Consider the following 24,596-nt stretch of genomic DNA (forward strand, 5'->3'; position numbering starts at 1 on the left):
TGACTTAGTAGTAAGAATAATGAAGTTGATCTACCTCCTTGACTCAAGTAACGCGATTATACTTACCGCAGATTATCTATTGAAGTAAACCCACCCCTAGCCCCTCCAAGGAGGGGAATTTTATTAGCGCAAGGCATTCCCCTCCTCGGAGGGGCTAGGGGTGGGTAAATTATCCTGTAAAACAGCAACATAATTTGCCTTACGCATACAGGTATACTTTATAAAAGTGACTTTCCAGTACCGGCAGGCAGAACAATAAAAAAAGCCCTTACCACAAGGTAGGGGCTTTAGTCCATCGTTCACATGTAAAATAGCTCCGGCGTTTATGCCGAAATTTAATCAACAAGTACTTTTCTGTCCTGCAACAGTTTGAAGTTTTCTACCATCTTCACGGCTTCTGCAATGTCTTCGGTAAAGATGGCTATAAAGGAATCCTGCTCGGCGTTCTCAAGTGCATGCGCTATGGCACGCATTTCTTCCGGAATCAGTTTCACGTGTTTATGTGGCGCTACATCCTCAATGCCGTGCATCAGTGGCAGCGTTATCTCTTCGGCCGTTTTACCGCGCAGATCCGTATCCAGGCGCACGATTATCTCATCGAATATTTCCCCGGCAACCTGGCCCAGTTCATAAAAATCCTCGGTTCTTCTATCGCCTACACCTGCTACTATACCTACTTTTTTAGATACTTCGAGATCCTGCATGAAAGCACCAATCGCTTTTAAACCGCCCACATTATGAGCATAGTCTATCAGAACTTCAAACTCAGGGAATTTGAACAGGTTCATACGACCTGGTGTTTTAGCCGGCGATGGCACAAACGTGCGCAACGACGACTTGATATCCTCGATCTCGAAGTGTGAGATATACCCCGCCAGCGTAGCAGCAAGTATGTTCTCTATGTTAAATTTGGCGCGGCCACCAAAAGTAAGCGGCACATCGGCCACACGGTCAATACGGATCTTATAACTGTTCTTGAAAATAGAGATGTATCCGTTTTCAAATACTGCGGCCAGCCCACCTTTTGCAATATGCTTCAGAATACGCGGGTTATTCTCATCCATACTAAAGAATGCTACTTTGCATTGCAGGCCTTCTGCCATAGCATACACCAGGTCATCGTCGGCATTCAGCACAGCATAGCCGTCTTTGCTCACACTCTTTGGTATCACCGCTTTTACCTGTGCCAGCTCTTCCAATGTATGGATATCGCGGAGCCCCAAGTGGTCAGCAGATACGTTCGTAACAATACCAATGTCGCACTGCTGGAAACCTAAGCCAGAACGCAGCAAGCCGCCGCGGGCGCACTCCAGCACGGCAAAGTTTACCGTTGGGTCGCGGAGCACGAACTCAGCACTCATGGCACCTGTGGTATCCCCTTTCTCCAGTAACTTATCCTGTATGTAAATGCCATCGGTAGTGGTATAACCTACCTGGTAGCCTTTGTTCTTTACCATGTGCGCTATAAGGCGCGTGGTTGTGGTTTTACCATTGGTACCGGTTACCGCAATAATAGGAATGCGCGAAGGCTTATTATGCGGGAAAAGCATGTCTACTACCGGCTCGGCTACGTTACGTGGCAAGCCATAGGTAGGAGAAATATGCATCCTGAAACCAGGCGCAGCATTCACTTCCAGTACCGCACCGCGGGTTTCGTTCAGCGGAATGGCAATGTCTGTCGTCATCACATCGATGCCGCATATATCAAGCCCAACCAGCCCGGCAATGCGCTCAGCCATAAGTATGTTGTAAGGGTCCACCAGGTCTGTAACGTCGGTAGCAGTGCCCCCAGTACTTATGTTAGCTGTACTTTTCAGGAACAATACCTCGCCGGCAGCCAAAACTGACTGACTAGTAAGCCCTTGAGACTTTAAAATATTTTGCGTTTGTTTATCAATTGTTATGCGGGTAAGCACCTTTTCGTGGCCAACACCCCGGCGTGGGTCTTTATTTTCGCGGTCAATCAGTTGTTTTATACTTGATACGCCATCGCCGGTAACCATGGCAGGCGTGCGCTTGGCGGCCGCCACAAACTTGCCGTTTATCACAAGCAGTCTGAAATCGAAGCCTTCTATAAACTGCTCTACCATTACTGCAGATGAGAACTTCTTAGCCTCTACAAAGCCTTTCTGAGCATCTTTCCAGTTGGAGATATTTATACTTGCTCCTTTGCCGTGGTTGCCATCCAGCGGCTTTGTAACAAGTGGGTAACCCAGCCATTCAGCAGCGCGCTTCAGCTCGTCCTGGGTATAAACGGTGGTGCCTTTAGGTACAGGTATACCGGCTTCTTCCAGCAGGTCTTTTGTTGCGTTTTTATCGCCGGCAATTTCTACGGCAAAGCAGGCCGTACTGCAGGTCATGGTGGCTTGTATGCGTTTCTGATGCACTCCGTAACCCAGTTGTATAAGCGAATGGCGGTTAAGGCGAATATATGGTATACCGCGGCTCACTGCTTCCGAAACTATAGAATAGGTACTTGGCCCGAAATACTCGTCTTCCCGGATCTGGTGCAGCCTATCTATATCATCATTGAGTTTATACTTCTCGCCTTTTGCCAGTGCTTCTGTAATGCGTATGGCGGCATGTGCTGCATACTCTCCCGCACGTTCTTCCTGGTAAGAAAAGATAACATACATGGCGCCCGGCTCACGTGCCGGATAGCAGCGGCCAAAACCACAATCCATACCGGCCATTGTTTGTAGCTCCAGGGCAATGTGTTCTACCACGTGGGCAAATGTTGTACCGTCCTGTACCTGCTTCATAAAGCCGCCTTCTATGCCTTCTGAAGCACGGTGCGCCTGCAGGCCCGGAAAAAGCTTTTCTAGGCGCTGATAAAACTGAGGGAAATCGCTGGTGAGTTTATTTTTCAGCTCTTCCAGAGCCAGCTTAAGTACGATAATCTTCGGATGGGTAACCGACCAGTAGTTTGGTCCGCGCATAATGCGCATTTCTATGATTTTCATCTGTGCGTAAAGCGTATGCTATTCGTTTGTGCTCTTTTGAAATTGATTTGATATTACTGAGTCAGCACAGTGCCGTTGCCAAAGTATAAATTGTGTGGATTTTTATACTTGCTTCAGCCAATTGCCTTGTATTTGCCGCTGTGCTTCAATATCCTTAATAGTTTTATTAACCAGATCTCTGCATATGTGCAGCAGTTTATCAATCAGGTTGGCATACGGAAAATTGCACGAAAAGATTAGAGCGCAACTATAATTAATTACCTGCTTTTGTAACTTATTCAGACTCAGCAGCAACTTTATGGCCTCGCACAATGCAGGCATGGAGAAGGAAAAAGCAGGAAACGAAAAAGCCCCACCAACTTTATAGGTTGATGGGGCTTTTATACTTAATAAGAGGTAACGAGCGGATTCGAACCGCTGTAGCAGCTTTTGCAGAGCTGAGCCTAGCCACTCGGCCACGTTACCATGATTAGGAGTGCAAATATACAAACAGAAGTATGTTTGTCAAACTATAAGGACATGTTTTTTAAAAAGAATTAACAAAAGTAAGGTTTGCCGCTGCGGTAAAAAGAGGCTTAAACAGGCTATCTACAAGTGTTTCAGATAGTTTATTCTTATACATGAGCAAAAGATTATCTGCAAAAATTATTGATCTACTGCTGCGCAATCTCTACTAGCTTGTTTATAGTATTCCAGTTGCGGGTGGTTGCTTTCAGCTTTAGTTTACTTTCGATGAAGTTGTTGTTCATCTTCGCTTTTCCATAACCATTGGCCGCAAAAAAATACAGGAGCTTGCCATTTATACTATAGGCCTCAGGGCTGTAATCATACTTGCTCAAGGCCTCTATGTTTGCCTGAGCTGGTTCTTCAGAAAGAAAAGTAAAGTATAAAAGATTCGTATCTTCTTGGCTCCCGTTCAGAAAAGGATTACCTGTTAAGATAGTTTCCAGTTCAGAGGGGCTGGTAAGTATAACGTGTACTTCAAAACCGAAACGCTCTAGTATGGTTTGCTCTATTATATTAGTTAGCACCTGCATTTCAAAGCTTTCGTGTTCAAAAACCACGTTACCGCTCTGTATATAGGTTCTTACTTTCTGCAGTCCGGCTTCCTCGAGGCACACTTTCAGATCGGCCATTTTGATCTGCTTCTGGCCGCTGACATTGATTCCGCGCAGTAGTGCAATGTATGTTGCCATAGTTGGATAGAGTTTAAATAAAGGTTTTTACTGGCTTTGAATAAGGCGAACTAGATTGTACCTGTATAGTGTCGTGCCTTATGATGATTTCATAGGCTTAATGAACTCCAATATATTCCCATTTGGCCTCGTTCTTTCATAGTACTGGGATCAATCAGTAAAGGTAGATTATCTACTCTTTCCTGTATTGCTTTATCTAAACCAGTGTATCCCTTATATTTCTGAAAAACCCAATCCCAATCCAGATAGTAGTTCAGCATCCAATTGAGTTCAGAATCAATCTCTTTTTTTAGAATCTTATCACATAGAATCGAAATTATTTCATGTTGCGCTTGCTCATCTAAAGTTAAGATTCCAGTTAGCCAAACTGGTTCTGCAAGGGCATACCATTGGATAAAAAGACCTCGTTTTAATGCCTCTATATTTGATTTAGCAAGCTTGGCTTATTGCTGGTGAATTAACCTATATGTTTGAGGTATATTCGATTTTAAAACAAAGCCTTCTTTGAACTCTATTGTACCTTCTAAAGAGGTTACTTTAGAATACAACTCAAGTTCTTTGTTAGCCAATTCCTTTAAATCCATTTATACTTAAACTTTTATACACTTACCAATCCTCACTATATCTGAAAGTGGTTTACCTATCAACTAATATACTACTTTATACCCAAGCTCAAACAAGTATAAAAACAAAAAGGCCCCGATTGCTCGGGGCCTTTTGCTATGGAACAAGCTTAAAATTAAGCGTTGCTTTCTTCTTCAGAAGCTTCCTCGTCAGAACCTTTTGCTTTTTTAGCAGCAGCTTCTAACTTCTTAACGCCAGCTTCTTTCTCGCTACCCATCATTTTCTCTTTCAGAGCAGACAGAGCATCAAGATCGCCTAATGTAGAACGATCAGCCTCTTTCTGAACTTTAGGAGCTTTTGCTTCTTTCTTCTCGCCAGCCGGAGCCGCTTTCTTAGTAGCTTTTGCTACACGTGCGTTGTCAGCTTCAGAGAAAGTAGCAGTGTGCGAAAGAATGATCTTACGATCTTCTTTAGAGAATTCAGTTACACGGAAGTCTAAGCTGTCGCCAACTTCTACCTGCGAACCGTCTTCTTTTGCTAAGCTCTTAGGGAAAGCGAAACCTTCGATACCGTAAGGCAACTCAAGAACTGCACCTCTGTCTGATTTCTCAAGAACAGTAGCTTTGTGTACAGAACCTACATTGAATACAGACTCAAAAGTATCCCAAGGGTTCTCTTCAAGTTGCTTGTGGCCTAATGCAAGTCTTCTGTTAGGAACATCAAGTTCCAGAACGATTACATCCAGGTTATCACCAACTTTTACGAACTCAGATGGGTGCTTGATCTTCTTAGTCCAGGTCAGGTCAGAAACGTGCACAAGGCCGTCTACACCTTCTTCTAGCTCTAAGAACAAACCAAAGTTAGTAAGGTTACGAACGATACCTGTGTGCTTAGTGCCCACACCGTATTTCGTTAACACATCTTCTTTCGTCCAAGGATCTTCAGTAAGCTGCTTAATGCCAAGAGACATTTTGCGCTCGTTTCTGTCAAGTGTCAGAACAACTGCTTCAACCTCGTCGCCTTGCTTAATGAAGTCTTGTGGGTTACGCAGGTGCTGTGACCAGCTCATTTCAGAAACGTGGATCAGACCTTCAACACCTGGCATAAGCTCCAGGAACGCGCCGTAATCAGCTACGTTAACGATCTTACCTTTAACACGTGAACCAACTTCGATCTCAGCTGGAAGAGCATCCCAAGGGTGAGGAGTAAGTTGCTTCATGCCCAGGGAAATACGCTTCTTGTCATCATCGAAGTCAAGAACTACAACGTTAACCTTCTGGTCAAGCTGCAATACTTCTTCCGGATGGTTGATACGTCCCCATGAAATATCTGTGATGTGAAGCAGACCGTCTACGCCACCAAGGTCGATGAACACACCGAAGTTTGTCATGTTCTTGATAACGCCTTCCAGTACCTGACCACGCTCTAGGTTGTTCAGGATAGCAGAACGCTGCTGCTCCAGGTCTTTCTCGATAAGTACTTTGTGAGATACAACCACGTTGTCGAAAGCGGCGTTGATTTTCACAACTTTCACTTCCATTTTCTTACCTACAAACACATCGAAGTCGCGAATAGGCTTAACATCGATCTGAGAACCTGGTAAGAACGCTTCAACACCGTAAAGGTCCATGATAAGACCACCTTTGGTTCTTCTCTTAACAACGCCTTCAAGAATCTGGTCGTTCTCAAGTGCATCGTAGATTTTAGCCCAGGCAGAAACGATTTTCGCTTTCTTGCGAGACAAGATAAGCTGACCGTTCGGATCTTCCTGGTCTTCAATAAATACTTCAACCTCGTCACCAATTTTCAGCTCAGGCAGATCTCTGAATTCTGAAACCGGAACCAGGCCGTCAGATTTGAAACCGATGTTCAGGATCACATCACGATCAGTGATACCCACAACGATTCCTTTAACAACCTCCTGCTCCTGTACGGTAGTCAGGGTGTCGTCATACATTTTTTCCATTTCGGCTTTCTCTTCTTTGCTGTAGCCGCCGCCGAAACCTTGGGCCTCAAACTTGTCCCAATCGAAATTTTCTGGAGAATTACTCATATTATTCTGTTGCTCTGGAAAAGCCACCGGCTTAGAGCAATTGGCCGGTTTGGTTTGGTTTTACATTTCCCTGACGTTAAACCAGGGCCATTCACTCGAATGAGGGGCAAAAGTAATAAATACTTTGAATATAAGCCAATTAAACCTGCATTAGTTCATACACAAAAGAGAGTGGTTAATTACCTGATGTAGAGGGTATAAAGGTTTTAGTAAATGGCAGGAATGTGAGGATGAAAGTAAAATATGGTTTATGAGTACAGGTTAATGACTGCTTGGGTAGTAGTGAGAAAGCTGCTCTAGTTTCATAGTTGAGGTTTATACTTGCCTGGACTAAGCTATACTTTCATAGTTACCTGTTATCCTGGGAACTCTACTTACCTATCGTTTCATTTTATACTTTGGCTCCCTCAGGCCGGGCGGCCTCGTTTTCCTATTCGTCGCTGTGTTCCCTTCTTTTGCTCCTATCGTCGCAATGCCTTACGGCACCAGAATCTCACAAGGCGCCTCACAGAAAAACTGACATCTTTCCCATAGCCACTGTTATTATATACTTTGAAAGTATAAGCTTCGATATTTATCAGCACTATATTTCCGTAGAGGCAGGTCACGACCTGCCCGCTTGTAGACTGTATCTATGAATCTATACTTTGAACGATAGCAAAGGCAGAAAGTCCCCCTTTGAAGGGGGATGTTTATACTTCCACTATGAAACTATCCTTTCAACTATAAAAGCAGCAGCAGAAAAACTCCTTCCCCTGTTCTTAGGGGAAGGTTGGAAAAGGGTAAAATCCTTCCTCCTCGGAGGGGCAAGGGATAAATTTATACTTTAATTAAGGACAACTTCAGCCTATAAGATCCCTAGGCTAGCGCTCGGAATGATAACGGAAACAGTAATATTTGAAAGCTCCCCTTTAAAATTCCCTAGTGGCAAATCTATACTTTAGCAGATCAGTTTCTCCAACCAAACTCAGGATAAGCCAGGCAATCCTAAAAAGCCCCCTCTCCAACAGACATCAAAAAACCGAAATTGGTAAGTATAAAATCATCACGCATTCTTCCTGAATCAGCATACAAGCCACTCAATTACTGTAGTAAAGTATATCCGTTTATACCCTAATCACACTTCATAGCAAGTATAGCTCAAGAAACAGGCAACACAATTATCAACCCTAAACTTATACTTGCACAAACATTATACTTAATACTGAAAAACAATACTTTGCATGAGTTGCACTAAATATATTAGTATACATATATTTCAATTATTTACCCATTCCCAGGTAAATCTGCCAGTCTTCGTTGTGTGAATTAAGGTGTAGTTTCAGGAAAGTAAGCAGCGATGGCTTGGCTGGTTTTTGAATTAGCTTGAGCCCGGCTTCTTCGGGTGTCCGGTCGCCTTTTCTGGAGTTGCAACGCAGGCAGGCTGTAACCAGGTTTTGCCAGTTGGTCTCCCCTCCCCTGGAGCGGGGCAACATGTGATCGAGTGTAAGATTTTTAACCGTGCCGCAGTACTGGCAGCTATAGTTATCGCGCCGCATGATGTTATGCCGGCTAAGCGCAATACCGTGGTAGGGCACATGCACATAGCGCTGCAACCGGATTACAGAAGGAACAGGAAAAGTATGGGTAATGGAGCGCAATACGGAGCCGTTTGCTTTGGATACCATTTCGGCCTTATGCAGGTATACCAGCAGGAAAGCCTTGTGCACGGAGCATACGGCTATCGCACTGAAGTCCTGGTTAAGTATAAGTACCCTGTCTTTCATAATCGCCCTCTGAATTAAGCTATGCTCCTACGCAAATAAACCAAGTCTATATAGCGCAAGTTCAGAGAATTACGGGCGATTAAGAAAAAAGGCGTTTAATAATGCGGAGGTTGTGTGAATAACGCTTGCGGTCGGAATTATATATACCGTTATGGTCCAGGGTATCGATGCGCACTTCGCCGTGGGCATGCATGATTTTTTGCCCTTCCAGCACTATGCCAACGTGTATAATTCGGCCTTCGGCATTTGAAAAGAAAGCCAGGTCGCCGGGTTGGGTTTGTGTAACAAAATGCACTTCTTCGCCCAGTACTACCTGCTGGGCAGCATCGCGCGGCAGCTGGTAACCGCAAAGCCCGTATACCTGCTGTGTAAAGCCAGAGCAATCGATACCGAAGATTGATTTACCACCCCACAAATAAGGCGCCTTAAGGAAGGTATAAGCGATTTTTATAAGCTGCGCTGCAGTAGCCTGCATTGCCGGGTTTGTGGCACGCCCGCTGTATGTATAACTCTGGCCATCTACCTGTATGCTGATGCCATCAAAAAACGGTAAATACCCCCCTATACCTACTGGTATGCGCTCATCTGCCGAACTAACAACCTGAATCAGGTCCAATGCACGTGGGTGGGCAGCTTTACTCCAGTCTTTGAAATAACTTTCTGAAACAGGTACATATTGCTTAAAATCTATCCAGCCGGTATATTTATCGGTAGCCAGTTGCACCTGTACCCAGTTGCCCTCTCTTTTAAGCACCTGCAGGCATTCGCCAAAAAGGATCTGGGTCACTATTTCGGCCTTATCAGATATATCGGCGCGCATTGGCACCAGGCTAAGCATACAAATTCCGTATTCCACTCTGTATCAAATTAATAATTAGTAATTAATACTTAGTAATGGCTCATAATTGCCTCAACAGAAAAAGAGCCAGTAAAACTGGCCCCAATTTCTAATTTCTAATTCATAATTCATAATTCATAATTGCGCGCAAACACTTAATACCCGCTGCGCTCCATTTCACGTTTTACATCTTTTGTTTTGATGTCTTCGCGTTTATCATACAGCTTTTTACCGCGTGCCAGGGCAATTTCTATTTTGGCAAAACCTCTGTCGTTTACAAAAATACGGATCGGGATTATAGTTACTCCCTGCTCTTCGGCGCCCTTCTCCAGTTTGCGCAGTTCCTTTTTGTTGAGCAGCAACTTGCGTGCACGCATGGGCTCATGGTTATAGTGCGTACCTTCTGTGTAGGTAGAGATATGCAGGTTATGCACCCATAACTCGCCGTTCAGAAAAACGCAGTAACCATCCTGCATATTCACCTTGCCTTCGCGTATAGATTTTATCTCGGTGCCTTTCAGCATGACACCGGCTGTATACTTGTCCAGGAACTGATATTCGAAAGAAGCCCTGCGGTTTACAATGTTCACATGCTTCTGTATCCGGTCTTTATCTTTCGTAGCCATTTATACTTGCTTAGGAGCCAGAACCCTGGCTAATTTTTCTTTCTTTAAAATTTTCTGGCCTGTCTCGCCATCTGCTATCAATCTGTCGTTAACTCTGGCTTCAAACCGACAAACCACATCATTACCATGCACCAACGAAAGTATTGCTGTAATCTCAATTATATCACCCTCAAATGCCGGGCTTTTATGATTGATATTCAGAAAAGTACCTATACCTTCTTCATCTTCTTCTTTCATATCCAGCACAAACAATCTGCCGGCCCATTCGACAGCCTGCGCCAGCGAAAAAGTGGAACAAACAGCATGCACCAGGCCATCATCGAAACGCGCAAAGTCAGCAGTGGTTACCAGTTTGTTGTATACTTTGGTATCACCGGGCTTGAAGATATGTTTCATCTGCTGGCTAGTTGAATCTAAAACTTCATTCTCGGTTCAGGGCTCACATACTGGGTCGCAAAATCACTTTTGAGATACTGGAAGTGAGAAGCCATTGCTATCATGGCTGCATTATCGGTGCAATACTGGAAAGCAGGTATGTATACATTCCATTTATACTTAACGGCATAGTCCTGCAGGGTTTTACGAAGCCCGCTGTTAGCCGATACGCCACCGGCAATGGCAATCTCTTTTATACCCAGATCTTTAGATGCCTGCACCAGTTTTTTCAAAAGCGTTTTAATTAGCGTTTGCTGCACGCTGGCACAGATATCAGCCATGTTTTCCTGGGCAAAGCCAGGGTTATCTTTCGACTTCTCTTTCAGGAAGTATAGAACCGATGTTTTGATACCACTGAATGAGAAGTTATAGCCGGGCATGTTGCCAACCGGAAACTGAAAAGCCTCCGGGTTACCGGTAGCTGCTGCTTTATCAAGCATAGGCCCGCCCGGGTAAGGCAAGCCCAGCATTTTAGCCGTCTTGTCAAAGGCCTCCCCTACTGCGTCGTCGGTAGTCTGGCCGATAATTTCCATATCCAGGTGGTCTTTTACCAGCACGATCTGAGTATGGCCGCCACTAACAGTCAGGCACAGAAACGGAAAGGAAGGTTTTGGGTCCTCGATAAAGTGAGCCAGAATGTGTGCCTGCATGTGGTTTACCTCAATAAGCGGTATGTTAAGCCCCAGCGCAAACGACTTGGCAAACGAGCAACCCACCAGCAAAGCACCCAGCAAACCAGGGCCTTTGGTAAAAGCTACTGCATTTAACTCACTTTTTGTTACATTTGCCGTAAGCAAAGCCTGCGAAACCACCGGTATAATATTTTGCTGGTGCGCGCGAGATGCAAGCTCTGGCACCACGCCGCCATACTTTTCGTGTACGGCCTGGGTGGCAATAATATTAGACAACACCTTGCCGCCACGTATTACGGCAGCCGAGGTTTCATCGCATGAAGATTCTATAGCTAAAATAGTAGGTTCAGTCATCCTTTGGAAAAAGAACAGTCAATAAATTACCTCAAAGTTATAGGAAAAGCGCTTCTAAAAATAGTTTTAGGCCTAATCCTGTTTCTTTTGCTGCTGTTCGGGGTGGCTTTTGTGGCTATCCGGTACCCTGGGGTGCAAACAAAAGTGGCACAGAAAGCAGCATCCTGGCTATCTAAAGCACTCAAACACGAGGTTACGGTTGGCCGCGTAGATATCGAATTCTTCAGTAATGTTATACTTGAAAGAGTACAGGTGCGCGATAACCGCCAAAACGAAATGTTTTATGTGGGCCGTGCCGAAGCCGATATCAGCCTTTTCTCTATTTTCCACCCGGACAAATTAAGTATAGCCACCCTGGAGCTGCAGGAGCCGCGCGCCAACCTGGTAAAGTATGCCGGTGCCGATTCGCTTAACCTTTCTTCTTTTATCAGAGCGCTGAATGAGCTGATGGTAAAGGACACTACCCGCCAGGGAAAACCTTTCGAGTTTAAGATAGACGAGCTGGTACTTAAAAACGGAAACTTCACTTACGACGACTTTAACATACCCCGCGCTCCGCATGGCATGGATTACCGCCACCTGGCACTGGCCAACATTTCGGGCCGCTTCGATGAGATAACTTTAGAAGATACTATAAAAGTTCGGGTAACCGATTTGCAGGCATACGAAACCCGTTCTAAAACCAGGCTGCATAACCTGGACACCCGCATGACCTATGCCCCCACCTTCTGGGAATGGAACGAACTGGACCTGAAGCTCAATAAGAGCAACCTGCAAAACTATGTGCGCTTCGACTATAGCCGCTTCGGTAACTTCGTGCATTTTGTTGACAGCGTTACCATGACGGCCAGGGTACAGAACTCAGCAGTCTACTCTCAGGACATAGCCACTTTCGCATCGGCCTTAAAAGATTATGACGAGAACATCTTTGTAAACTCCGCCGAACTGAAAGGTAAAGTAACCAGCTTTGAGGGCAAAAACCTGGATGTAAAGTATGGAAAGAACACGCATATAGTTGGCAACCTTAGCGCCGATGGCCTGCCAAACTTCCGGGAGACATTCGCCAACCTGCGCCTGAAGCCTTCCACCATCAATGCCAACGACATTAAGCAGTTCCTGCCGAAAGATGCTTATACTATAGCAGCCCGCCTGGGCACGGTTAACCTGCAGGGCAAGTTCCTGGGCTTTTACAATGACTTTGTTGCAAATGGCAGTTTCTCTACAGCACTCGGCAAACTGGAATCAGATATCAACCTCAAGATAGACGACGATAAGCGCACCTCCTCTTATAAAGGATACCTTAAAACCAACAACTTTAACCTGGGCCGCCTGATCAATAATACCAACCTGGTGAAAACCATTTCGATGGATGGCCGTGTTTCTGGTTCTGGCTTTACCTTAAAAGATGCCCGCGTAGAGATGGTAGCCAACATTGCGCAGCTATACCTGCTTGACTATAACTATAGAAATATTAAAACCGATGGTATACTTCAGGGCCAGACCTTTTCCGGTAAAGTATCTATCAACGACCCGAACCTTGTTTTTACAGCCGACGGCGACGTAGACTTTGCGAAAGAGGAGCAGGCTTTTAATATGTTGGCTAACCTGGAGAAGGTAGATCTGAAAGCGCTAAAGCTAACCGACAAAGCCATCACCATAAGCGCTGACGCCCAACTCGATTTCCGTGGCCTGCGCCTGGATGATTTTGTGGGTACAGCCAACTTCCTGGATGCAACCATACTATATGAAGGCAAACCGCTCGCGCTGGATACCCTCGAAATAAATTCTGAAATAGCAGGCGGCCAACGCAGCTTGTCCCTCAGCTCAGATATACTTGCTTTAAATGCCAGCGGTAATTTTGATTACTCGATACTTATAAAAGACCTGCAGGACCTGGTTCAAGAGTATAAGCTCAATTTTGAAAGTAACGACGCTGCCACCAATGCCTACTACAGACGCAAGCGTAAAAAGCCAACATCTGAGTATAGCCTAAGCTATGATGTATACCTGAAACATGTGAACCCGGTATTGCAGCTTTTCTTACCGGAACTGGCAATTTCTGACTTTTCTAAAGTAGATGGTACTTTCCAGCACGGCAATACAGTTATACTTAATACATTTGCCCGCATAGATACCATCCTGTACGGGGACTTTAAATTATTCCAGAACAACATTGAGCTGAACTCCTCTAAACTGCAGCACAGCCCTGACGTGCTGGCAAGTGCCCTGTTTACCTCGGTGAAGCAGGAACTGCCAACTGCAGGCCAGACTCAGGACTTTTATGCTGAAGGTATCTGGAGCGAGCGCACCATTAATTTCTCAACCAGCGCTAGGCAACCAGAACAGAACAACAGGGCCACTGTTGCCGGCGACATGACTTTCCTGGAAGACAAGCTTCGTTTTGTATTTAATCGCTCTAACATTACGCTCCGCAACCAGACCTGGGCTTTTGCACCCGAGAATACCATGTATATAAGTGAGGCAGGCAAAAAGATAGAATTTGTAAACTTTATACTTTCGAACCTCAACCAGAACATTGCCTTGCGCGGAACGGTTTCTGAAGAGCCACAGAGCAAGCTCACGCTTAACATAGGTAATTTCGACCTCCGCAACCTGAACTCCCTGATGTCAGAAAAAATAAGCGGTATACTTAACGCCGAGGTTGTAGCCCAGAACATTTATAAAGATGCCCTGCTTAACAGCGTAATGCGTGTAGATTCTTTTCACTTAGATGATATACTGATAGGCGATATCGCCGGAACTACCGCCTGGAACAACCAGCAGCAACAGATGGCGGTGGATGTAGGTATAAACCGCAACGCCAAAAAGGTTCTTTCTGTAACTGGCTTTTACAATCCGAAATCCGAAGAAGATCAGTTGGACCTGCTGGCCGTAATGGATGAGTCGCAGATCAAGATTGTAGAGCCGCTGCTAAAACCCATTATGTCTGACCTTTCCGGCACTATGGAAGGACGGATCCGGGTGCTAGGCAGGCTCGATTCGCCGGTTTTGAAAGGATCGGTGATGGTAAGCGACGGGCAGTTTACCTTTGATTACCTGAACACGACCTACCGCTTTGCCGACCGCATTTACTTTGGCCCGAACAGTATCAGTTTCCGGAATGCCCGCCTGCGCGACCTGTACGGCAATACAGCAACAGTTACAGGTGGTATAGCGCACGATGGTTTCCAGAACATGGTGCTCGATATCAGTGCCCGCTACCGCAATTTTATGGTACTGAACACCACCCGCGACCAGAACGAATTATACTATGGTACTGCCTTTGCTACCGGCACAGCCTCTGTACTCGGCCCTACTCAGAACCTGAAGATAAACGTAGATGCCCGCAGCGAGCCTAATACCCGCCTTGTAATTCCGCTGGATAACCAGACAGATGTAGCGCATAAGGATTTCATTAAGTTTGTTAACCGCAATGTAACCGACAGCACCGGCCTGGCAGTGGCAGTAGAAGAACAGAGAGTCAATCTGTCTGGTATCAACATGAATTTTAACCTGGATGTGACCGATGATGCATACTTCGAGATCATTATTGACAGGCAAACCGGTGACGTGATCAGGGGCTCAGGGAGCGGCCAGCTGAAGATGACCATTGATACACGTGGCGAGTTTAATATGTTTGGTGCCATCGAGATTGCAAACGGTGCTTATAACCTGAACCTGCTGGAAGGCCTGGTAAGCCGGGAGTTTACGCTTATGCCTGGTGGTACCATTTCCTGGAACGGCGACCCGCTGAATGGCCTGATGAAACTGAAAGCAAGTTATACCCAGGTTACTTCGCTGGAAGGAATAGTGCCTAATGCGACCGAAGCCCTGACTGCCGCACTCCAAAGGCGCTACCCGGTTACTGCAGTAATCGACCTGAATGGACCATTGCTGACACCGGAAATTAAACTTGGCCTTAACTTTGACGAGATTCCACAAGACCTGCGCTTCCAGATCGAGAACGTGCTTAACTCTATTAATAATGATGAAACGGAGTTAAACAGGCAGGTATTCAGTCTGCTGGTTTTGCGCAGGTTGTCGCCGGCAGGTACGTTTGCATTTGATAACGGGGCAGGTACAGGTGCAGTAACAGGTAGTTTGGGTAATCTGCTCACCAACCAGCTAAGCGGCTTCCTGAACAGCATTGATAGTAATCTGCAGATAGATATTGGCCTGGAAGGAATTGACCAGAATGCACTTTCTAACCTGCAGGTAAGGTTAAGTTATACCTTCTTTAAAGGAAGGCTGCGTGTAACCAACCAGACAGGTTTGAACAATGGCGTTTCTAATACAACAACCGGCAGAAGCACCGGTTACCAGGGAGACTGGTCGTTGGAATACTATATAACCAAAGGCGGTGAGCTACGTGCCAGGCTGGAGTATAGCACACAACCACAAGGACTTACGAGCAGAATAACTGCAAGGCAAAGTTTCAGCTTGCTGCATACCAAGCGCTTTGACAACCTGCGGGAATTGTTTGGCCATGAAAACCCATCAAGGCGGGATGTACGGCGCGAACAGCAGCAGCAACCTATTATTTTAGACTCCGACCCACGCCTGAACTTTTAAAACCAAAGCCTGCTCCTGCCAGAGCAGGCTTTTTTCTTTCCTTGGCACGCTGCACCCACTTATTAAAATTAATTTCTATTTTTGTGAGGAAGCAGCACCTATGACAAAGCAAAACTCCAAATCAGTAAAGAAAAAGAAGCTCGGTAATTACCCGCATGCCATGGTGGTGTTCAGCATTTCGCTGGCACTGTTTGTTATTGGCTTGTTCGGGCTTTTGCTTATACACGCCGGCAAGCTATCAGACCTGGTAAAGGAAAGTATAGAAATGCAGGTATACCTTGACCGAAACCTGACCGAAGTACAACTGGTGCGCCTTCAGAAAACGCTGGCTGCCAAAGAGTATGTAGCCTACAAACAGGACACAGCCCAGGTACGCTATATCTCTAAAGAAGAAGGTGCGAAAGCATTTATCGGAGAAACCGGCGAAGACTTTACTGCTTTTCTGGGAGACAACCCACTGCGCGATGCTTATGCCCTCAAAATTGCCGCTAACCATTCAGGCTCTGCAGAACTCAAGGTTATTAAAAATGAGCTTGAAGGTATAGATGGTGTGTACGAAGTACAGTATGTAGCCAGCCTGATAGAATCCATCAACGAAAATATTCAGAAGATAAGCCTGGTACTGATCGGCTTCGCTGCTATACTTGTATTTGTAGTGATCATCCTGATAAATAATACGGTAAAACTGGCCTTATACTCGCAGCGCTTCCTGATAAGAAGTATGCAGCTGGTTGGCGCCACCTCCTTTTTTATTCAGCGTCCGTTCCTGAACCGGGCTACCTGGCAGGGTATTATGAGCGGCATTATTGCATCGGGGCTTTTATACTTGTTAATGCAGTACGCTTACCACGAAATTGAAGAACTCAGGCTGCTGCGCAACGACGAGCAAACGTACATGCTGATGCTGGCGCTGGTTGTGATCGGTTGTATCATTGGCTTCCTGAGCTCCTATCGTGCAGTAAGAAAATACCTGCGAATGTCTTTAGACGAACTATACTAATATGGAAAATAAGAACAAGCTTGCCTTCGGCAGGAAAAACTACATCTTTATGCTGGCAGGTATTGTTATACTTGCTGTTGGCTTCTTTATCATGACCCTGGACAAGGAGCAGTACGGGCTGGGCTTTATGGGCATCACGCTGGGACCAATTGTGGTAATGGCTGGCTTTATAGTAGAGCTTTTTGCAATAATGGTGAAGGATAAAACACACGAATAGATGAACGAATGGCAGGCTATTATTTTAGCCATAGTTGAAGGATTAACTGAGTTCCTGCCTGTATCCTCTACAGGCCACATGATTATAGCATCGGCCCTGATGGGTATAAACGAGCTACCTATTACCAAGATCTTTACAGTATGTATACAGTTTGGCGCTATACTTTCGGTGGTGGTGCTTTACTGGAAGCGTTTTATAGCCACCTTCGACTTTTACAAAAAGTTGCTCTTAGCCTTCATACCTGCCATGGTTATCGGCTTTGCCCTCATGGATATTATTGACGCTATGTTGGAGAGCGTACTGGTAACTGCCATGATGCTGGTAGCTGGTGGCGTGGTTTTACTTTTTGTAGACAAGTGGTTCCGGAATTCCGAGCGAGAAGAAGTTACTTACAAAAATGCCTTCATGATCGGTCTTTTCCAGTGCATCGCCATGATTCCGGGTGTATCGCGCTCTGCTGCCTCTATCATAGGTGGTTTGTCGTTGGGTGTTAGCCGTAAAGCTGCTGCGGAGTTCTCCTTTTTTCTGGCTGTGCCTACCATGCTGGCTGCCGCTACTTATAAACTGATTACAGACCTGCTGCAGTTAGAGTTATCAGATATCCTCAAGTTTGACCTTCCGAAGATTCAGGCAAGTTTTAGCCTGATCACTGCAAACGACCTGAAACTGTTACTGATCGGGAATTTCGTTGCGTTTATAGTTGCCATGATCGCCATCCGCTTCTTCATTAACTTCCTGACGAAGTATGGCTTTAAGATGTTTGGCTATTATAGAATTGCTTTAGGTGTTGCTTTGCTGGCGTTGTTGGCAATGGGTGTTGATTTAAAAGTATAATTATGGCTTACGATTTTGCCGCCGGCGAAATACTCCTTATAAACAAACCACTCGATTGGACCTCTTTTGATGTGGTAAAGAAAGTACGCAATACCTTGCGGGTAAAAAAGATCGGCCACGCCGGCACCTTAGACCCGCTGGCTACCGGCATGCTTATACTTTGCACCGGCAAGTATACCAAACGCATCGATGAAATTCAGGCACAGGAGAAAGAGTATACCGGCACCATTACCATAGGCCAGACCACTCCTTCTTACGACCTCGAAACCGAAGTAAGCGAAGCCCGCGACATCAGCCACCTTACCCCTGATGACCTTTACAAAGCGGCTGAAACTTTTGTTGGTACAATAGAGCAAATACCACCAATCTACTCGGCTGTCTGGGTAGATGGACAACGCGCTTACGACCTGGCCCGCGGCGGAAAAACGGCCGAAATAAAACCCCGCACCATCACCATCAAAGCTTTCGAAATTACAGGTATAGAGGGCGCTGTAGTATCATTTAAGGTGGTTTGCACAAAAGGTACTTATATCCGTAGCCTTGCCCACGATTTTGGCCAGAAACTGGGCTGCGGTGCGCATCTTTCTTCACTTGTCCGTACCCGCATCGGTGAGTATAAACTGGAAGATGCCTTAACTATTGAAGATATCCAGGCTATAAGAAAAGCTCAGTTAGAGTCGGATGCAAGTAATTCGTAGATTAGAAGACTTTCCCGTACTTAGCCATGCCGTTGTTACCAGCGGCACTTTCGATGGCGTGCATGTAGGCCATCAGAAAATACTGGGGCATGTGATTGAGCGTGCCCGCCAAACCAATGGCCAGAGTGTTGTCATTACTTTCTGGCCTCACCCACGTCTGGTTATTTTCCCGGAAGACAACGACCTGATGCTGCTCTCTACTATTGAGGAGCGCATAGAGCAACTCAGCGGTTTTGGCATAGATTACTTGCTCATTATACCTTTTACTAAAGAGTTTTCACGGATGAGCTCCCGCAGCTTTATTACGGATATACTTGTAAAAACCATCCGGACTAAATTGCTGATCATCGGGTATGACCACCGTTTTGGCAAAAACCGTGAAGGCAGCTTTGAGCATCTTAAATTACATGCGGGCAAGTATGGTTTTGAAGTGGAAGAAATTCCGCGCCAGGATGTAGATGATATTGGTGTAAGCTCCACCAAGATCCGGAAGGCACTGGAAACCGGTGACCTCAACACAGCCACAAACTACTTAGGCAGGTACTATACGCTTACCTCCGAAGTAGAAGAAGGCAACAAACTTGGCCGCACTATTGGCTACCCTACAGCCAACCTGAAACTGCCGGAGCAGCACAAACTTATACCTGCACATGGTGTATATGCCGTTTGGGTAAAGGTGGGCGAAGAAACACTTCCGGGTATGATGAATATTGGTGTCCGCCCGACTGTAGATGGCACCAGGCTTACCCTGGAAGTACACATCCTTAATTTTAACCGCAATATTTACGGGCAAAGTATAACAGTTGCTTTTGTGCAGCAATTACGCCAGGAGCAAAAGTTCAGCAGCCTCGATGCTTTAAAAGATCAGCTTGCCAAAGATAAAGCTGCAACAGAGCAGGCCCTGCATAACATCTGATTTTTTTCTTTTTGCAGGACCTGATCCGGTATTCATACTTTGCCGGGCCTGCTTTGAGTCTAACCGTCCCCGGCTTATACATCATCATTTTAATAAGCCACCTTACCTGAAAAAGGAAAGTCTATACTTTTATATGGCTTTTTTTCTATCTAAATTACCTTCACGAAGTATAAGGCAATGTCTGCGCAAGTATAAAATTTATAGTTCGGCAGATGGGCTATTAAATCGTTTATCTCACACATACTAACTATGATCAATAAAACTGTTAAGAATGCACAGGAAGCCTTACAGGGTATACAAGACGGCATGACGCTTATGCTGGGGGGGTTTGGGCTTTGCGGCATTCCGGAAAACTCTATTCAGGAGCTCCTTCGACTTGGCGTTAAAGACCTTACCTGCATCTCCAATAATGCCGGGGTAGATGATTTTGGTATTGGCTTGTTACTGCAAAAGCGACAGGTTAAGAAAATGATTTCCAGCTATGTTGGTGAAAATGCCGAGTTTGAGCGCCAGTTGCTATCAGGTGAGTTAGAGGTTGAGCTTATACCACAAGGCACACTGGCAGAACGCGTGCGCGCCGGTGGAGCAGGTATTCCTGCATTCTTTACCCCTGCCGGTTACGGCACCGAAGTAGGTGAAGGCAAAGAAAGCCGCGAGTTTAACGGTAAAATGTACCTGATGGAAACTTGGCTGAAGGCGGATTTTTCATTCGTAAAAGCCTGGAAAGGCGACACGGCCGGTAACCTGATCTACAAAGGCACTGCCCGTAACTTTAACCCGATGATGGCCACTGCCGGTAAAATTACAGTAGCCGAAGTAGAGGAACTGGTACCTGCCGGCGAACTGGACCCGAACATGATCCACACCCCGGGCATTTATGTACAGCGCATTTACCAGGGCGAAAAGTATGAAAAACGCATCGAACAGAGGACGGTGCGTAGCACCTGATTTGGAAATTTGAAGATGTAAAAATTTGAAAATGGAGGTTGAGCCAAAGGATAACCTGATACTGGCGCTTACACTCGATTTTGCAGTAGCTGTAATAAGTTATGCTGAGGAACTGGAGAGCAAACGCAAGTTTGTTATTGCCAATCAGTTGCTCAAGAGCGGAACATCAATTGGTGCAAACGTTAGAGAAGCGCAGAACGCTGAAAGCAAGGCGGACTTCATCCATAAATTCAAAATTGCAGCCAAAGAAATAGAAGAGATTGATTATTGGTTATTACTTTGTCTACGAGCTCCATCTTATCCTAATCCTTCACATCTTCAAGAGAAATTAATTTCGATTAAAAGGATAATTTCTAAAATCATTATCAGCTCTAAGAATATTAAAAAGGAGAATTGATCAATATTTTCAAATCTCCAAATTTTAAAATCTCCAAATCAGAAAAACATGGCTCTTGATAAAAATCAGATAGCGAAACGAATCGCACAGGAAGTTAAGAACGGGATGTATGTGAACCTGGGTATTGGTATACCTACCCTTGTTGCCAACTATATTCCGCAAGGTATAGAAGTAGTATTGCAATCGGAAAATGGTTTGCTGGGCATGGGCCCCTTCCCTACCGAAGACCAGGTAGATGCCGACCTCATTAATGCAGGTAAACAAACTATAACTACTCTGCCAGGTTCTTCTATCTTTAGTTCTGCAGAAAGCTTTGGCATGATCCGGGGTGAGCACGTACACCTTACTATACTTGGCGCCATGGAGGTTTCCGAGAAAGGTGATATAGCCAACTGGAAAATTCCGGGCAAAATGGTAAAAGGGATGGGCGGCGCCATGGATCTGGTAGCATCTGCCAAAAATATTATAGTTGCCATGCAGCACACCGCCCGCGATGGTTCTTCTAAACTGTTAAAGAAGTGTACCCTGCCTATAACCGGCCTTGCCTGTGTTAAAAAGATTGTTACCGACCTGGCCGTACTTGAAGTTACTTCCGAGGGATTTAAGCTGCTGGAAAGAGCCCCTGGCGTGAGCGTGGAAGAAATACAAAAAGCCACAGAAGGTACTTTAATAGTAGAAGGTGAAATTCCGGAAGTACAGTTATAGTTTAAAAGCATAAGAAAAGCGCAGGCACTAAAGTCTGTGCTTTTGAGTTAAATTTGTAAGAGCATACCGCTGCCGCCGATCTTAAATATTTTACATACCTATACTTTTTACGCCGTATAAGCTGTAGAAAAGTATACTACCCATACAAGTATGAGTGAAAAAATTGAATCGACTTCTGAACACAGATTATTACTGCGCCAACTAGAGCTGAAGGATTATAATGAGGTAAAAGAAATAATGGACCTGGTGTATTCCAACATGGATGGCGCCTGGACCCGTAAGCAGTTTTCCAGCCTGATTAAAAAATTCCCTGAAGGACAGATATGTATTGAAGATAAAGGTAAAGTTGTTGCCGTTGCACTCAGTCTTATAGTGGACTATGCCGAGTGGGGCGATAAACATACCTACGAAGAGATAGTAGATAAAGGAAACTTTAAAACGCACGACCCGGAAGGCGATACCCTTTATGGCATTGACGTTTTTGTGCACTCCGATTACCGAAACCTACGTTTAGGACGGCGCCTCTATGATGCCCGAAAAGAACTGTGCGAAAAGCTAAACCTGCGTGCCATAATTGCAGGTGGCCGTATACCAGGCTATAAAAATTATGCTGATAAACTTACTCCAGCCAAGTATATAGAAATGGTGCGCAACAAGGAGCTCTCTGATCCGGTGCTTTCTTTCCAGCTTAGCAACGATTTCCATGTGCGCCGCATTCTGAAAGGCTATTTACCAGACGATAAGGAGTCGAGGGCCTATGCCACACTTTTGGAGTGGATAAATGTATACTATGAGGCTAAGGATAAGCTGATCGGGGGCAAGAAAACCGTTGTGCGTATTGGTATTGTGCAGTGGCAGATGCGTGCCGTGAAGTCGTTGGATGACATGATGCAGCAGATCGAGTTTTATGTTGATACGGTGAGCTCCTATAAGTCTGACATTGTGGTGTTCCCTGAGTTCTTCAATGCGCCGCTGATGGCCCTTACAAACGAGGAGTCTCCATCTGAGGCTATCCGAAGTATGGCAGAGTATACCGATGAGATACGAGAACGTATGATTCACCTTGCCTTGTCCTATAACATCAATATCATTGCCGGAAGTATGCCGGAGTATTATGATAACAAGCTGCATAACGTATCGTACCTGTGCCGCCGCGATGGTACATACGATAAGCAATACAAGTTGCACGTAACGCCTGACGAGTCGCATTACTGGGGTATGCGTGGTGGCCACAAACTGAAGATATTTGACACAGACATCGGTAAAATCGGTATCCTCATCTGCTACGACGTTGAGTTCCCGGAGCTGGCACGTATGCTCTCCGATATGGACATGAAAATACTATTCGTACCCTTTTGGACAGATACTAAAAACGCATACCTGCGTGTTCGCCTTTGCGCCCAGGCACGCGCTATCGAGAATGAGTGCTATGTAGCCATTACAGGCAGCGTAGGCAACCTGCCAAAGGTAGAGAACATGGACATACAGTATTCGCAATCTGCTGTCTTCTCCCCTTCCGATTTCGCTTTCCCGCATGATGCCGTAATTGCTGAAGCTACGCCAAATACCGAAATGACACTTATTGCCGACTTGGATCTTGACTTATTGAAGGATCTGAATACGGGTGGCAGTGTAAGAAACCTGAAAGACCGACGCAAAGATCTTTATAACCTGAGCTGGGTTTTGAGGAAGGAAGAATAAAAGGTTTAAAACTAAAAGAGCCCACTGCTTTATAAAGCAGTGGGCTCTTTTAGTTTTGAGAAAAGTATAACTATAGTCTAGCTTTTTTTTTCTCTATTCTAACAGCAACAATTAATCCTACTAGAAAAGCAGAAAATCCACCAACAGCAAGAAATTTTAAAAGATTAGGCCCTGTTGGTTTTGAGCGCGGAGAGAATCCTGTAACTACCTGAATGTTATCTAACTGATCAAGTTCAGCTTCTAACTGTACCTGTTGCTGATACATACTGATACCTTCACGATATAAATTAGATGGATCAATCGGTTCACCATAAACAAAACCATTCACTGGTCCTCGCGGAGATGCTACTTCTGATTTCACGCTATCAATAGAGGCGATGTCATTCTTATAACGCGCTATCAAATTCTCAACCTGCCGCTGCCTGATACGCTTTTGTTTTGAAAAATATCGGTTATTTTCAAGAAAGTTGGCAAGGGCAGGTTCCATAGAATCAAACAGCTTGTTATCATAAAGTAATAATTCAATTCTAAAAGGTGATCCTGTTAAAACACTATCCTCCTCAATCCTTTCCTGATCTAGATTCGAAAAACTCATTTGTTTTATCTCCTTTGCGGCAGTTGGAGTTATGTCCAGCCTTTGAGCCACTGCCTCGAAGTTATCCTCAGCAATCATTACAGATAACTTATTAAGCTGATCTTCTACAAAGTCATTTCTGATATCTGCCAGTACTAAAGTCATTGAAGACTTATAATAAGGTTTAGTAACATAATAAAAGCTAAAACCTAAACCTAAGCCAACTATAACTAAAGCCAGTACTGTAAGTAAATTTGATACTAAATCATGAATAATATTTTTAATTTTTCTTGATAATTTATTTGCTTGCCTGTTGAAAAACCTAAAAATAGATAACAAATCTATTTCATCAGGCGCATTATACTTCCGTCTATCTTCCGTGTCTTTTAAGTGTTGCATTGTAATAGCTTTGTGCAAATATACAATCTTAGTTTAATCTAAACATAAACTCTTTTTTAATATTAATTTTACTACTTTTGCGAAGTATTATTGCTTAATAATTATTCCCTGAAACCATATATGAGAATCCAGATGGTCGACCTACAGGGTCAATATCATAAAATAAAGCCTGAGCTCGATGCTGCGATTACTGAAGTACTTGAAACGA

General features: G+C 44.8%; 20 protein-coding genes and 1 tRNA gene. 11 read left to right on the forward strand and 10 right to left on the reverse strand.

Annotated features, from left to right (window positions below; genetic code table 11):
* Window positions 1-335: 335 nt before the first annotated feature.
* From cphA to rpsA, 4 genes are all read right to left on the reverse strand, one after another.
* On the reverse strand, window positions 336-2,963 hold the full coding sequence (gene cphA / locus LWP20_RS16960) for a cyanophycin synthetase (RefSeq protein WP_242929368.1): 2,628 nt from the start codon (window positions 2,961-2,963) through the stop codon (window positions 336-338).
* A 394-nt stretch (window positions 2,964-3,357) separates the two neighbouring features.
* Window positions 3,358-3,428: transfer RNA gene (locus tag LWP20_RS16965), tRNA-Cys, on the reverse strand.
* A gap of 188 nt (window positions 3,429-3,616) precedes the next feature.
* Window positions 3,617-4,159, reverse strand: a complete 543-nt coding sequence (locus LWP20_RS16970) for a DUF1697 domain-containing protein (protein ID WP_242929369.1) — start codon at window positions 4,157-4,159, stop codon at window positions 3,617-3,619.
* Between the two features lie 739 nt (window positions 4,160-4,898).
* Window positions 4,899-6,776, reverse strand: a complete 1,878-nt coding sequence (gene rpsA / locus LWP20_RS16975) for a 30S ribosomal protein S1 (protein ID WP_242929370.1) — start codon at window positions 6,774-6,776, stop codon at window positions 4,899-4,901.
* Between the two features lie 647 nt (window positions 6,777-7,423).
* On the opposite strand from rpsA, the gene LWP20_RS16980 reads away from it, so the two are divergent.
* The gene (locus LWP20_RS16980) at window positions 7,424-7,606 is read left to right on the forward strand and encodes a hypothetical protein (RefSeq protein ID WP_242929371.1); all 183 of its coding nucleotides are present in this window, start codon (window positions 7,424-7,426) and stop codon (window positions 7,604-7,606) included.
* A 432-nt stretch (window positions 7,607-8,038) separates the two neighbouring features.
* Here LWP20_RS16980 and LWP20_RS16985 read toward each other — a convergent pair whose 3' ends face one another.
* From LWP20_RS16985 to tsaD, 5 genes are all read right to left on the reverse strand, one after another.
* Window positions 8,039-8,542, reverse strand: coding sequence for an HNH endonuclease (locus tag LWP20_RS16985; RefSeq protein WP_242929372.1), 504 nt, complete (start codon window positions 8,540-8,542; stop codon window positions 8,039-8,041).
* Between the two features lie 79 nt (window positions 8,543-8,621).
* Window positions 8,622-9,362: a C40 family peptidase gene (locus LWP20_RS16990; RefSeq protein ID WP_242929373.1), complete on the reverse strand. Its 741-nt coding sequence runs from the start codon at window positions 9,360-9,362 to the stop codon at window positions 8,622-8,624.
* Between the two features lie 173 nt (window positions 9,363-9,535).
* Complete coding sequence (gene smpB, locus LWP20_RS16995; RefSeq protein ID WP_242929374.1) at window positions 9,536-10,006, reverse strand: SsrA-binding protein SmpB; 471 nt, start codon at window positions 10,004-10,006, stop codon at window positions 9,536-9,538.
* Window positions 10,007-10,402 carry a thioesterase family protein gene (locus tag LWP20_RS17000; protein ID WP_242929375.1) on the reverse strand — a complete coding sequence of 132 codons (396 nt, stop codon included), beginning with the start codon at window positions 10,400-10,402 and terminating at the stop codon, window positions 10,007-10,009. It abuts the gene before it with no gap.
* A 17-nt stretch (window positions 10,403-10,419) separates the two neighbouring features.
* Window positions 10,420-11,427: a tRNA (adenosine(37)-N6)-threonylcarbamoyltransferase complex transferase subunit TsaD gene (gene tsaD, locus LWP20_RS17005; RefSeq protein ID WP_242929376.1), complete on the reverse strand. Its 1,008-nt coding sequence runs from the start codon at window positions 11,425-11,427 to the stop codon at window positions 10,420-10,422.
* Between the two features lie 3 nt (window positions 11,428-11,430).
* Here tsaD and LWP20_RS17010 point away from each other — a divergent pair, with 3 nt between their 5' ends.
* The 10 genes from LWP20_RS17010 to LWP20_RS17055 all read left to right on the forward strand — a co-directional run bounded on the left by LWP20_RS17010 (window position 11,431) and on the right by LWP20_RS17055 (window position 23,415).
* Window positions 11,431-15,999 (forward strand): translocation/assembly module TamB domain-containing protein, encoded by a 4,569-nt coding sequence (locus LWP20_RS17010; protein WP_242929377.1) that lies wholly within the window; start codon window positions 11,431-11,433, stop codon window positions 15,997-15,999.
* A 100-nt stretch (window positions 16,000-16,099) separates the two neighbouring features.
* Window positions 16,100-16,999 carry a cell division protein FtsX gene (locus LWP20_RS17015; RefSeq protein ID WP_242929378.1) on the forward strand — a complete coding sequence of 300 codons (900 nt, stop codon included), beginning with the start codon at window positions 16,100-16,102 and terminating at the stop codon, window positions 16,997-16,999.
* Window position 17,000: 1 nt separating this feature from the next.
* Entirely contained in the window at window positions 17,001-17,216 is a 216-nt protein-coding gene (locus LWP20_RS17020) for a DUF3098 domain-containing protein (RefSeq protein WP_242929379.1), read from the forward strand.
* Window positions 17,217-18,050, forward strand: a complete 834-nt coding sequence (locus LWP20_RS17025; protein WP_242929380.1) for an undecaprenyl-diphosphate phosphatase — start codon at window positions 17,217-17,219, stop codon at window positions 18,048-18,050. It abuts the gene before it with no gap.
* A 2-nt stretch (window positions 18,051-18,052) separates the two neighbouring features.
* Window positions 18,053-18,748, forward strand: coding sequence for a tRNA pseudouridine(55) synthase TruB (gene truB / locus LWP20_RS17030; protein WP_242929381.1), 696 nt, complete (start codon window positions 18,053-18,055; stop codon window positions 18,746-18,748).
* Window positions 18,732-19,664, forward strand: a complete 933-nt coding sequence (locus LWP20_RS17035) for a bifunctional riboflavin kinase/FAD synthetase (RefSeq protein WP_242929382.1) — start codon at window positions 18,732-18,734, stop codon at window positions 19,662-19,664. The genes truB and LWP20_RS17035 overlap by 17 nt, the downstream gene beginning before the upstream one ends.
* Before the next feature lie 249 nt (window positions 19,665-19,913).
* Window positions 19,914-20,612 carry a CoA transferase subunit A gene (locus tag LWP20_RS17040; RefSeq protein ID WP_242929383.1) on the forward strand — a complete coding sequence of 233 codons (699 nt, stop codon included), beginning with the start codon at window positions 19,914-19,916 and terminating at the stop codon, window positions 20,610-20,612.
* Between the two features lie 31 nt (window positions 20,613-20,643).
* Entirely contained in the window at window positions 20,644-21,009 is a 366-nt protein-coding gene (locus LWP20_RS17045) for a four helix bundle protein (RefSeq protein ID WP_242929384.1), read from the forward strand.
* 48 nt (window positions 21,010-21,057) lie between these two features.
* Window positions 21,058-21,714: a CoA transferase subunit B gene (locus LWP20_RS17050; protein ID WP_242929385.1), complete on the forward strand. Its 657-nt coding sequence runs from the start codon at window positions 21,058-21,060 to the stop codon at window positions 21,712-21,714.
* Between the two features lie 150 nt (window positions 21,715-21,864).
* Complete coding sequence (locus LWP20_RS17055; protein ID WP_242929386.1) at window positions 21,865-23,415, forward strand: carbon-nitrogen hydrolase family protein; 1,551 nt, start codon at window positions 21,865-21,867, stop codon at window positions 23,413-23,415.
* Between the two features lie 70 nt (window positions 23,416-23,485).
* Here the strand turns inward: LWP20_RS17055 and LWP20_RS17060 are convergent, their stop codons facing one another.
* The gene (locus LWP20_RS17060; protein ID WP_242929387.1) at window positions 23,486-24,388 is read right to left on the reverse strand and encodes a chain length determinant protein; all 903 of its coding nucleotides are present in this window, start codon (window positions 24,386-24,388) and stop codon (window positions 23,486-23,488) included.
* Window positions 24,389-24,596: the final 208 nt, after the last annotated feature.

Source organism: Pontibacter vulgaris, from assembly GCF_022758145.1.
GTDB lineage: Bacteria > Bacteroidota > Bacteroidia > Cytophagales > Hymenobacteraceae > Pontibacter > Pontibacter vulgaris.